Source organism: Pedobacter sp. (genome assembly GCF_039594775.1).
Taxonomy (GTDB): Bacteria; Bacteroidota; Bacteroidia; order Sphingobacteriales; family Sphingobacteriaceae; genus Pedobacter.
Map to the genome: position 1 here is coordinate 18,870 of NZ_JBCNMT010000003.1, position 12,702 is coordinate 31,571.

General features: G+C 39.9%; 10 protein-coding genes. 4 read left to right on the forward strand and 6 right to left on the reverse strand.

What is annotated here, in order from left to right; all coding sequences use genetic code 11:
- Both ABDV71_RS09565 and fabF read left to right on the forward strand, forming a co-directional pair.
- Positions 1-432, forward strand: a complete 432-nt coding sequence (locus ABDV71_RS09565; RefSeq protein ID WP_343532226.1) for a PaaI family thioesterase — start codon at positions 1-3, stop codon at positions 430-432.
- The gene (gene fabF, locus ABDV71_RS09570; RefSeq protein WP_343532227.1) at positions 429-1,670 is read left to right on the forward strand and encodes a beta-ketoacyl-ACP synthase II; all 1,242 of its coding nucleotides are present in this window, start codon (positions 429-431) and stop codon (positions 1,668-1,670) included. Before ABDV71_RS09565 ends, fabF begins: the two co-directional genes overlap by 4 nt.
- 261 nt (positions 1,671-1,931) lie before the next feature.
- On the opposite strand, the gene ABDV71_RS09575 is transcribed toward fabF, so the two are convergent.
- The 6 genes from ABDV71_RS09575 to ABDV71_RS09600 all read right to left on the reverse strand — a co-directional run bounded on the left by ABDV71_RS09575 (position 1,932) and on the right by ABDV71_RS09600 (position 10,077).
- Positions 1,932-3,686, reverse strand: coding sequence for an OmpA family protein (locus ABDV71_RS09575; RefSeq protein WP_343532228.1), 1,755 nt, complete (start codon positions 3,684-3,686; stop codon positions 1,932-1,934).
- Between the two features lie 325 nt (positions 3,687-4,011).
- Complete coding sequence (locus ABDV71_RS09580; RefSeq protein ID WP_343532229.1) at positions 4,012-4,848, reverse strand: HAD-IIA family hydrolase; 837 nt, start codon at positions 4,846-4,848, stop codon at positions 4,012-4,014.
- Positions 4,849-4,855: 7 nt separating this feature from the next.
- Entirely contained in the window at positions 4,856-6,349 is a 1,494-nt protein-coding gene (locus ABDV71_RS09585) for an MFS transporter (RefSeq protein ID WP_343532230.1), read from the reverse strand.
- Between the two features lie 48 nt (positions 6,350-6,397).
- Positions 6,398-7,741, reverse strand: coding sequence for a sn-glycerol-1-phosphate dehydrogenase (locus ABDV71_RS09590; RefSeq protein WP_343532231.1), 1,344 nt, complete (start codon positions 7,739-7,741; stop codon positions 6,398-6,400).
- 355 nt (positions 7,742-8,096) lie between these two features.
- On the reverse strand, positions 8,097-8,735 hold the full coding sequence (locus tag ABDV71_RS09595; protein WP_343532232.1) for a uridine kinase: 639 nt from the start codon (positions 8,733-8,735) through the stop codon (positions 8,097-8,099).
- Entirely contained in the window at positions 8,725-10,077 is a 1,353-nt protein-coding gene (locus ABDV71_RS09600; protein ID WP_343532233.1) for a LysM peptidoglycan-binding domain-containing protein, read from the reverse strand. Before ABDV71_RS09600 ends, ABDV71_RS09595 begins: the two co-directional genes overlap by 11 nt.
- Before the next feature lie 165 nt (positions 10,078-10,242).
- On the opposite strand from ABDV71_RS09600, the gene ABDV71_RS09605 reads away from it, so the two are divergent.
- Positions 10,243-10,722: a DNA starvation/stationary phase protection protein gene (locus tag ABDV71_RS09605; protein ID WP_343532234.1), complete on the forward strand. Its 480-nt coding sequence runs from the start codon at positions 10,243-10,245 to the stop codon at positions 10,720-10,722.
- A 122-nt stretch (positions 10,723-10,844) separates the two neighbouring features.
- Positions 10,845-12,671, forward strand: coding sequence for a UbiD family decarboxylase (locus ABDV71_RS09610; RefSeq protein WP_343532235.1), 1,827 nt, complete (start codon positions 10,845-10,847; stop codon positions 12,669-12,671).
- The last annotated feature ends 31 nt before the right edge of the window (positions 12,672-12,702 follow it).

A 12,702-nucleotide genomic window follows, 5' to 3' on the forward strand; every position in this document is an offset into this window, starting at 1 on the left:
ATGGATGCGCTGGAAGCAATGAGGTCGTACATCGGGAAAGAATTTGACCGCTCGCCCTCGCCATTTATGAGATGGTTGCGACCTATGGTGGTCTCGGTAGAAAAAGGCAGTTTGGAGTTTAAGTATGTAATCAGGAATGAATGGTTAAACCCAATGGAAAGATTGCATGGTGGAGTTACTGCTGCGATTATTGATGATATGTTGGGCGCAACGATGTTCAGTTTAGACGAACCTTTTTATTATACGACCATTAATAATACCATAGATTATTTTTCTGTAGCCCAAGAAAACGATGAAATTACCGCAAAAACTAAAATAATTAAAAAAGGACGACAATTTATCCACGCCGAATGCGAAATTTGGGGCCGGAAAGGAACACGGCTCATTGCCCGTGGGACATCCAATTTATTTAAAACACAGATAAAAAAATGAAACGAGTTGTAGTTACAGGGTTAGGGACCATTAATCCCCTAGGAGATAATGTTGCTGATTTTTGGAAGAATGTCGTAGCAGGAAAAAGTGGCTGCGAACGTGTAACACGTTTTGATGCCTCTCGTTTCCGTTCTCAAGTAGCTTGCGAAGTGAAAGATTTTGATCCGGCTGCTCACTTGGACAGAAGCGAAATTAAACGTACCGATTTGTTTACACAGTATGCTTTATATGCTGCAGATCAAGCTATGAAAGACTGTGGCATTGATTTAAGCACCATTGATCCCTTTGATTTTGGGGTGATTTGGGGCAGTGGACAAGGTGGCATGCAAACTTTTGAAACGGAAGTAGAGAATTATGTGAAAGGAGATTACAATCCTCGTTTCAACCCATTCTTTATCCCGAAACTTTTGGTAAACATGGCTTCAGGCTTAATTTCGATGAAATTTGGTTTGCAGGGAATTAACTACACCCCAGTTTCGGCTTGTGCTACTGGTAATAATGCCATTATGGATGCCTTTAACTACATCAGATTTGGTAAAGCCAAGATGTTTGTAACGGGAGGTTCAGAAGCAGGGATTACGCCAGCTTCATTTGGAGGTTTTGCTGCCCTAAAGGCAATGTCTACCAGAAACGATGATCCTCAAACTGCCAGTAGACCGTTTGACAAAGACAGAGATGGTTTTGTAATGGGCGAAGGTGCAGGTGCTTTGATTTTGGAAGAATATGAGCACGCGAAAGCTCGTGGAGCTAAAATTTATGCTGAAGTAGTGGGAGCAGCAATGACCGCTGATGCTTACCATATTACGTCGCCGCACCCAGAAGGTATTGGCGCGGCAAAAGCCATGACTTTAGCTTTAGAAGAAGCTAATTTAAAGGCAGAAGAGTTGGATTATCTAAACCTACACGCTACTTCAACACCTGTTGGAGATCTGGCAGAATTGAATGCCGCGAAATTGGTGTTCGGTGAGTCTAAAAATCTGCATATCAGCTCTACAAAATCAATGACTGGTCACTTATTGGGTGCGGCAGCAGCCATTGAAGCAATCATTGCTATTAAGAGCATTAATGATAATGTGGTTCCGCCAACCATTAACGTAATTGAGCCTGATCCAGAAATTCCAGAAGGCATGCAACTGGTGTTTAATAATGCATTACATAAAGAAGTGAAAACAGCGATGAGTAACGCTTTTGGCTTTGGAGGCCATAACAGTACTGTTGTTTTTAAAGAGTTGGTTTAAGTTGTGTACTAAGAATTCGATTATTATTTTCGATTTATAGTGATGTGTTTTTTTTAGTTTTGCTGACCCTGAAATAAATTTGCTTCGCAGCTACTTCGTGGTCAGGGTGACGCCAGATGGGCGAATCGTCATGCTGAATTTATTTCAGCATCGGTTTTAACAGCTTGTTTGATGCTTTTATAATCTAAAAAAAGACTTACGAAGTTGTTTAAGCTTCGTAAGTCTTTTTCTATTTCCTAGCCACTAATCCCTAGTCACTATTTAATAATTCAATACTTTTATTTCTGTTCTTCTATTGGCCTGATGTTGCTCCTCTGAACAATTTACACCATTACCACAGCCATTTAGTAATTTGGTTTCGCCATAACCTTTAGCAATTAATCTATCCCTACTAATCCCATTTGTCACTAAATAGTTTACTGCTGCTTCGGCACGTTGCTGAGATAATTTTCTATTGTAAGCATCATTACCACGACTATCGGTATGAGAAGAGAGCTCAATTTTTAATGATGGGTTTTGCTTCATGATGGCTACTACATTGTCTAAGATGATAGCTGCATCTGTACGGATATTGGATTTGTCGAAATCGTAAAGGATGTTTTTCAATACCCACTGGCTTCCAGTGGCAAGCTCGCAAACCCCTAGTTTCAATGTTACATATAATGTTTTGCTTCGGTCTAAACCTTTGGTGGTTACCAATTCGGTTTGTGAGTAGCGAGCCTGATGATTGGCCACAACTGTAAAGTCTGATTGAGCATCCAATTGATAAATGAACTTTCCTTGTGCATCAGAAACTTGGCTAATGTTGCTTTTAGTGCTTGTATTGGTTAATACAGTACTGATACCTGCCAAATTAATGCCTTTTACGCAGTCGAAGGTTTCTCCAACCAATGTAAATCTAGGGTCATCATGGTAAATTTCTTTAAATATAGTAGCTGAAGTGCCTTTAAAGTCTTCATCGTTCAGGGTTAATAATGGTGTTTTGATGCCATTTTTCTCACCAATAACTTGATAGCTTCCAGGAGATACTTTTGTGATTTTTTGTGCCTGACCATTAGCATCTGTAATCGACTTTTCGTTTACTTTGTCGCTGGTTACGCTAACGGTAACACCACTTAGCGCTAATCCTGTTTGTTTATCCTTAACCACAATTTGTAGGTCTTTGGTAGCAATTAACGGTTTTACCACATCATCATATTTGGTAACGGTTTCTTGTGGAGGAACTGGTTTTTTATTTTCACCGAAGATGAATTTAACGCCAGCTCCGGCGTTAAGGCTTTTGTGCAGGGTGTTTTCTCGAACCCTTACTTCGTTATAGTGATCTAGGATGCCGCTTTTGATACCAACTGCAGGATCAATAGGTGTGTGTTGCACACTTTTCTCGATAGTAAATCTACTAGGTTTGCTGCCAAATTTTGTTCCGAAAGTTTGTACATAATCAACATGGGCGAACACTGCAATTTTAGGTGCAATTTTGTAGTTTAATCGTAAACCGCCCACACCGGCCCAGCTGTTTGCTTTGTTGCTCGCATCATTTACGGTGTATTGGGTGTCGTAATTGGTCGTACCGAATGCGTTGGTAAAAGTGAGGGTCGTAGTATACTCTGGAAAGTTTTGCATCATTACGCCACCGCGTAGATACAGTTCGGCTTGAAAGTTATTTTTGGTGAACTTGTAACTAGGCCCAAAGGTGAATAGATAGTCTTGAAATCTTTTGCTGTTTTTGTAATCGGTAACGATGTAGCCGTTGCTAAAAAGTACGCTGTCGGCTACGTTAATTCCATTTCTGATGAAACGGGCATCAACGCCTAGTCCGAATTTATTTCCTTTGAAATATTTGTCGAGGAAGATACCTCCGTGAAAACCTAATTTAGTGTCCCCAATTTTTTTGTAAGTACTAAGGGGCTGGGTAATTCCGCCTTGTAGGCCTATTTGAAAATCTCCTCTCGGTTTTTCTTGAGCGACTGCAAAAAATGTAAATCCTAGTAACATCAGTGCAAGTGAAAATCTCTTCATGATCTTGATATTTAATATTCAACATTCTGTTCTTTAATTTTTGGTCCTCGTAAGGACTCGTTATTGGTTAATCAACAGAAGAAGAAAAATGTTACCCCATGAAAAAATTGTTCTCGTATTGTTTGTTATCATTCCTGTCATTATGTAATGCCCTAATTCTTCGCTGCGCTCTGAATGACAAAATAGTTGTTGAAGTATATTGGGATAAAGTGAAAAGCCTGCCTACGGTAGGCAGCGGGGCTATCGAGAATAGTAATCCTAATTTGTTTTCCAAAAAAAACAGAGAAATCTTTTGAATTTCTCTGCAAATTGAAATGGTATTAAACTAATTTTTTGCTTGTTGAAGGAGTTCCTGTAGCTCGGCCAAATCTCTTGCTACAATATCAGGTTTTACCATCGATTGCTGCACGTCTACGGTAGTTGCTTCTCCCGAAAGTACCAACACTCCCAGTGCTCCAGCATTTTTAGCCATTTTTACATCGGTATAGATTCTATCGCCTACCATCGCAATTTCATGAGGTTTTAAGCCATATTCATGAATAATGCCATCTAGCATTTGTGGATCGGGTTTGCCAATAACCACATCTGGTTTTCTTTTGGTGGCACCTTCAATACAGGCACAGATAGAACCGCAGTCGACCAAAATATTAGGCTGGTCGGTAGGGCAAACCCAATCGGGATTGGTGGCAAAATAGGGAAGTTGTTGGCTTGCCCAGTAGGCAGCTCGACATAATCTCGAATATGCCAATGAAGTGTCGAAACCTACTACCAGTGCATCTGGCTTATCTTCGGCACTATCTGCTGTAGAAATAAAGCCAGCATCCTCGAATTCCTTAACCATACTTGGTGTACCCAAAATAAATAATCGTTTGATGCTAGGGTGATGGTTTTTGATATAATTGATGGTAGCTACTGCTGAGGTGTACATTTCGTCGGCTGTGGCAGGAATCCCCATTTTTTCTAAATGCTTAAGGTAGTCGACAGTGCTTTTTGACGGATTGTTGGTCAGAAAGGAGTAACCTATACTATTATTTTTTAAATAGCTTAAAAATTCGTTGGTGAACGGAAAAAGTGTACTGCCATTATAAATGGTGCCGTCCATGTCCAACGCAAAATGTTTAATGTGTTTTAATTGTTCTGTAATATCAGGGGAAAGTTTCATCTGTAAATTAATCTGCTTTAGTTTCTAACTCATCATATCCGTGGGCTTTGGCTTTCCACATCAGCGCGAAGATAAATACGCAAAGTACGGCCATGCCTATCATCATCATGAAAACATAGTCCCAAGCTTTTCCTGGGTTTGTTTTATTGATGGAATCAACCATGTATCCAACACCAACACCCGATACTAAACCACTGGCGTAGCCAAATAATCCAGTAAGGCCGTTTGCCGTAGCGGCGGCACGATTAGTAGCTTGGTTTGCGGCAGCAATGCCAATAAGCGCTTGGGGGCCGTAAATAAAAAAACCACACATAGCCAATACAAATATCATTGCCCAAGAAGGGGTGCTATCTGGCAAGTAAAGGAAAATGGTCATAAATATGGCCACGCCAATCATACAATATAATGAAGTGCGATGTGCCTTGCCTGCCAGATATTTATCCGTAACCCAGCCAGCGGCCAACATGCCTACAATGCCGAAAATTTCAAAAACAGCAACGGTCCATCCGGCATTGGTTAAGGTCATGCCATGTGCTTCTTTGAGGAAAGTTGGCCCCCAATCTAATACCGCAAAGCGGACTACATATACAAAGAAATTGGCTATACCTAAAATCCAGATCCATTTATTGCGGTACACCGATTTGCGGATAAATGCCTTAAACTCAGCCGAGGAATCTTTTCCTTTTTTATGTGTTTTATGCAATTCTGGCAAACCTACCGATGATGGCGTGTCTCTTAAGCCAATAAAAAGCCCTAGCGAACCTACCAGTGCAATAGCTGCAGGTATCCAAAAACACCACTTCCAAGCACCGTAATGAGAAGCAGATTCAATCACACTTTTCATTTTCTCGGCATCTGTGGCATCTATTTTCAAATTGGCAGCAATAGATGCAACTATTTCTGGGTTATTGCTCATATTGGTTCCCATTGAGCCCATGATGTAACCTGCCAAAATAGCTACTAATGCAGCACCAATAGAGTGCGAGGTGTTCCAAATGGACATCTTGGTGGCCAATTCGTTTTGAGGAATCCAATGGGTGAGTAGGCGAGCTACGGGAGGAAAACCACTGCCTTGAATAAGGTTATTTACAATAAGAATAATTCCAAAAATGAGCACCATGGTGTTGGTGAACATTGGCCCTCCAGTTTGACCGGTAAATAAGGTGCTCAAATCAGCTCCCCAACCAAAGGCGAAGTTAGCTATAGCGCATAGTAATAGGCCAATTGACATGTGATAGCGGGCATTCATTCTGTCGGCCAATATGCCATTAAGGAACCTTGACATGCCGTATACAATAGTGACCAAAGTCATGATGATCCCAAAGCTTGTTTTGGTAATCCCATATTCGGCAGTTAGTCCTGGAATGGCGAAAGAGAAATTTTTACGCACAAAATAAAATACGGCATAGCCAATCATGGTAACAATGATGGTTCTGGTTTGCCAATATCTAAACAGTTTTTGTGTTTTTTCGTCTTTGACGTTTGTTGTTTCTTGGTTCATTTTTGGTTAACTGTTTATTCGTTAAACTTGATTAATCAATTGGGACGCTTATTTCTCTTTTATTTCCCAAATACCATCTTTGCCAAAAAGCTGGTCGAGCCACTGGTTTAGATAGCCTGTTCTAACGGCAAGATCAAGTATCGTAAATCTTCTTCTGATGTATTGTGCCCTTACAAAAGTTTCTTTTAGTTTTTCCCTCGTGATCCCAATGTGTTCAGGTTCGGTAGGAGCGCCAACGGTAGCTAGACGGATTTTTGCTTCTTTGAAAGGAACAATCTGCTGCTGTAGGCGAGCTTTAATGGTATTCCAATTTCCTTTTAAAGTTTGTAGTTGTTTTTCCAGTTGTTGATGGTTGTTATATTTGGCATTGGTTTCCTGCCATCCAATTTCTGGAAAGTCAGTGTCTTTAAAAATGTTTAAGGATTGCGCTTTTAATTCCTCTAGGGTTGGCCACTGTTTTAATGCTTTGTCAATATCTAAATTTTCGAAATCTGTTTTTAGGGCCAAATCGTAAAGTGCGGTAATGGCTAAAGTGCCAATGCTTACTTGAAAGCCATGTGAAACGTGCTCGCCGTTGTTAAGATGGTGTTCCATGTTCCAAAGATGGCTGAACTGATGTTCGGCACCAGACGCAGGTCTGCTCGATTTGGACCATTGCATGGCAAAACCGCCCAGCATTAATCCTTCGGTGAGTTGCGAGACCGCCTTAACATCACCTTTTTTTGTTCCCGAAGGATCTGAAAGTGCTTCGTGAAGTCCATCTTGAACAATAGACCATGCTGTTGGGTCGATGGGTTCTACGTTTAAGGCATCTGCTAAAATCCAGTCGGCACCCGCAGTAATTTTCGCAAATAAATCTGCATAGCCCGAGGCGGTCATTTCAGTAGGAGCGGCACTTAAAATATCAATGTCGGCCAAACAGGCTTGTGGTGCTGGGCAATTGAAGGTTTGCTTTGCGCCGTTGGCTGTAATTGAAGCCCCAAAGGCAGTATAGCCATCCATAGATGCTGCAGTAGCCACGCAAAGATAGGGCCTATTGGTTAAATGTGCCGCCAATTTAGTAAGGTCGTTTATGGTTCCAGAACCTACCGCTACGGGAATGGCTTGATGTTGTTTTAAGGCGGCGACTAATTCCTCTACATATTCATAAGCAGCATAAATCTCGGGGTCGGTATAAATATAAGCTGGCTCTTGGTCAATACTATTGCTTTCAAATTGTTTCACTAATGATTTTCCAGCCAATTCAAAGGTAATGGCGTCAGCAACAATGATGGCTTTGGCATCAGGGAATTGTTCTTTAAATAATTGAAAAGTTTGTTTTAGCTTGTCTTGGCCTATAATTAAGGCTTTGGTTTCGCTAGCAGATTGTAATGCTGTGGCTACTTTAGACATTGAAGGAAATTAGTTTTTTGGATTTGGTTGGTTAAACTTGGTTGATTTTTTTATTATCAAATAAACGATTTTTAAAAAAATAAAACAAATAAAAATATATAAATAACATTTTGAAAGTTTTATAGCCTGAAATTAAACGCTAACTTATTGGCCATTGGTCTATAAAACTGATGCTGACCTGTAGCGAAGCGGAAAGCTACGTAGTAAATTTATTTCAGGGTCAGTTTTAAATTAAAATAATTAAACACTTATAAAAAGCTATATAATTATTGAGTTCAGATAATGAGTTAGTAAATGTTTAAACATAAAAAAGCCCCGTACGTACGGGGCTTTAACTTTTTTATGAACGCTATGCTTATTTGCAGTAATTGGATTTAAATTCTTCAGACATGATTTCCGTAATGCGGATAATTTCGTCAGCTTCATTTGAATTGTTATAAATCAATTGATTGCAAGTTTCTCTGTAAGGAAGCAAATATTCCTTATATGCGGGAACTACATGGTTGTGCCATTTGTATAATACGTCCTCTTCTGGATAGCCTCGTTCAATACCATCTCTCTGTATTCTTCTTTCCAAAGCAATATTCTCGTCTGCCTCAATGAAAATTCTATAGTCTATTAACGAATTGATTTCTTGGAAGTGTAAAATGAATAGGCCTTCTACAATGATAATGGGAGCAGGGTGAATCTCTAAAATTTTGGTCACCGCTAATGGATTGTTGAAGTTGTATTCTTTTTTGTAAACTGTTTCACCATTGACCAATTTTTTAATGTCCATTAGGAACTGTTGATCATCAATAGTACTAGGGAGGTCAAAATTGTAAAGCTTATTTTCTTCCTGGGTCATTTCGCCCGCAGGAATATAATAGTCATCTTGCGATACGAGCGTTACTTCGTCATGTTTGAAATGGTGTAAAAAGGTATGAAGGAAAAAAGTTTTACCCGACCCGCTACCTCCAGCTATGCCAATAATTACAGGCTTTTTAATTTTCATTTTCTTTAGGTCCGTATGTTAAAGTACAGAAAAAACGTTTATCTAATGCGCCAACCGCATCAGCAACCGCCTTGGTCATTACAATAATCACATCCTTGGTGGTTTCATTTTCGGTAAATTTACCCACTACCTTAGCAAAGGTTGAACGGTTGGTCATTGGATTAGTGATTTGAATAATAGTACCCACAGGGGCAGTTCTGTGCAAAATTAACATTTTATTGGGATCTAGGTCTGTATCGGTAATCCAAACCCCCGTACCTTTTTCTTCAATTCTATTCAAGCCATAGGTTGCAGCTGGTCTTTTTAGATTCGGATTTTTAAGCGTACCAGTACCTTCCGTAGGCTCTTCGTCGGTATTATCATTGTTGGCGGCCACTACTGGCGCTGGTTTTTCGCCTTTAATGATTAATTTTTGGCCTATGGTAAGGTCATTAGAAGTTAAGTTGTTATATGTTTTCAGTTGATAGGTAGTAAGTTGATATTTTTGAGCAATCGAATAAATGGTCTCATTTGCAGCTACCACATGTTCAAAGGTTGCTTCCGTTTTGCTAGAAACAGCATTGTTGACAACAGTTGCTGGTTTGCTTTCTACTGGCTTGCTTTCAACGGGTTTATTTTCGATGGGTTTGTTGGCCACCACAGGTGTTTCATTTTGAACAGGCGTACCTTTAGCCGGGATTTTTAGCACTTGACCAATTTGGAGGTTGTTGGAACTTAGTCCATTCAATTCCTTGATTTCTTCTACCGTCACATCGTACTGCTTTGCAATAACGCCCAAATATTCCTTAGGTTTTACGGTATGCTCGGTCACTCCTGTGGTAGTAGGAGTTGTTTTTGTTTCTTGAGGCTGATTACTGGTTTGTGGTGAGGTAGTGTTGTTGGTTGCTAAAGGATTGGTTTTATTGAATGGGACTCTTAAAACTTGGCCCAGTTGTAGATTATTGCTAGTTAAATTGTTAAGTTTTTTGATGTCGGCTACCGTAGTGGCAAATCTTTCCGCAATTAAATTCAAATTATCTTTAGCCACAACGGTGTAATCAAAAAAGCTATTTGACGTAATTGTTGGCGTACTTGTCGTTGTTTTTTGATTAAATGGGATTTCGGTAGGTACTTTAATAATAGAACCAATTTGAAGGGCTATATTATTGTTGTACGTCTGAACGTCTTTTACATTAACGTTGTATCTTCTTGAAATAGAGTAGTAACTTTCTTTTGCATCTACTTTATGGATGATCAGTTTTTTGCCATTATTGTTCTCTACACCTATAGAGTCAAGCGGCTTACTGGCAAAAGCAGCGGCTGAACTTAGCAGCGAGCAGATTAAAATATATCTCTTAAGCATCTATATTTTTAATTTTTGGAGGTACAATTATACGAATAATATATAGTATCACTAACAATGTAACTAAACGGTAACATTTTGTATTCTATTGTACGAAATTGCAATGGAACCAAAACTTATTTCCTTTAGTTTTGTTAATTTGGTACTATCAAAATCACAGATATTATGTCAGCAAAAGAAATAAATTTAACAGAGAAACAAGTTAAACCAGTAGTGGATATGCTTAATGATTATCTAGCAAATTATCATATCCATTACCAAAAATTAAGGGGTTGCCATTGGAACATCAAAGGTCAGAACTTCTTTACGCTTCATCTTAAATTTGAAGAACTTTATACTAATGCTCAGCTTACTATTGATGAAATTGCTGAACGTGTATTGACTCTAGGAAAAGCACCCCACAGCCGTTTCTCAGATTATATCAAGGAGTCGGGGATTAAAGAAATTGATACTATCGGGTTGGCTGATACTGCGATGGTTGAAGCTATTTTAGATGATATGACCAAGCTTATTGAGCTGGAGCGCGAATTGTTGGAGGCAACCGACAAGGCGGGCGATGATGGTTCAAACGATATGGTGAATCGTTTTATGCAATTCAAGGAAAAAACCATTTGGATGTTACGTTCTTTTTTGGGAAAGAAATAATCGCAATAAGTAAATTTTAATAAGCCACAGATGCGCAGATTTAGGAAATTGTTTGTGTATCTGTGGCTTTTTCAATATCAGATCTTCCAAATTAAAAACTCAAATTGTTTTATCTTTGAGCCATGGGATATAAAAGCTTGGCCGAATGTGTTGCCGATTTGGAAAAACATGGCCATCTGATCAGAATTAAGGAAGAAGTAGATCCATATCTAGAAATGGCCGATATACACCTCCGAGTGTATGAAAAGCAAGGACCAGCACTGTTATTCGAAAAGGTGAAAGGAAGCCCGTTTAAAGCGGTGTCTAATCTTTTCGGAACCTTGGAACGCTCTAAGTTTATGTTCAGGGATTCGCTTCCGAAAGTGCAACAACTGGTTGAGCTTCGCTCGGACCCCATGAAAGCCATTAAAAATCCGTTTAAATACTTAGGTACTGGCTTAACCGCTTTATCGGCATTGCCCTTAAAACAATCGTTATTTAAGCAAACTTTTCAAAAAACAACCATCTCAGCACTTCCACAAATTGTGAACTGGCCAATGGATGGAGGACCTTTTATAACCATGCCCCAAGTGTTCACCGAGGATATTGATAAGCCAGGGGTGATGAATGGAAATTTAGGGATGTACCGTATCCAACTGGCGGGTAACGATTATATCCAGGACAAAGAAATTGGCTTGCACTACCAGATCCACAGAGGGATTGGTGTGCATCAAACCAAGGCTAACGCGAAGGGACAACCGCTTAAGGTGAGTATTTTTGTGGGTGGACCACCGTCACATCCTTTAGCCGCAGTAATGCCCTTACCTGAGGGGCTTTCGGAAATGACCTTTGCAGGTGCTTTGGGTAACAGACGCTTTAGATATTTTAGGGATGAGGAAGGTTTTGTAATTTCTGCAGATGCAGACTTTGTGATTACAGGGACTGTTTATCCTCATGAAAATAAACCAGAAGGACCATTTGGTGACCATTTGGGCTATTATAGCTTGGTACATCCATTTCCTTTGATGAAGGTGCATAATGTGTATCATAAAAAGGATGCGCTTTGGTCATTTACCGTAGTGGGCAGACCACCTCAAGAAGACACCAGCTTCGGCGCATTGATTCACGAAATATCGGGCTCAGCTATTCCACAGGAAATACATGGACTGAAAGAAGTCAATGCAGTAGATGCCGCAGGAGTGCACCCACTTTTATTTGCCATAGGAAGTGAGCGTTATACGCCATATCTTAAAGAAAGAAAGCCGCAGGAAATTTTGACCATCAGCAACCATATTTTGGGTAAAAACCAATTGAGTTTGGCCAAATACCTATTGATTGCAGCTAGTGAAGATAATGAAGCGTTAACTACGCATCACATTGACGAATTCTTGCAGCATATGCTGGAAAGGGTTGACTTGACAAGGGATGTCCATTTTCATACCAATACGACCATTGATACTTTGGACTACTCGGGTGATGGACTTAACTCTGGCTCTAAGGTGGTTTTTGCGGCGGCAGGAGAAAAGAAACGTGAGCTTCTAAACAGTTTGCCTGCTGACTTCAAATTGGCGGAAAATCATTGTTTGGCAGTGCCAGGTGTATTGACGGTTCAATTACCAGCATATACAAATCAACAGCAAGCTAAAAAAGACATTGCGTCCCTTAAGGAAAGTCTAAAAGCAAATGAGCTTTCGCAATTACCATTGATAGTGGTGTGTGATGATGCAAGCTTCACTGCTGAAAACATTAATAATTTGGTTTGGGTAACTTTTACCAGAAGTAATCCTGCTGCAGATATAGATGGCGTAGATGACTTTACGGAAAATAAGCATTGGGGCTGTCGAGGGCCATTAATTATAGATGCCCGTAAGAAACCTCATCATGCACCAGAACTGATTAAAGATAATACCGTAGCGGAAAGAGTGGACAGGATGGGAGAGCGGGGTGGTTCTTTGTATGGTATTATATAAAACAGAAAAACCGATGAATTGCTCATCGGTT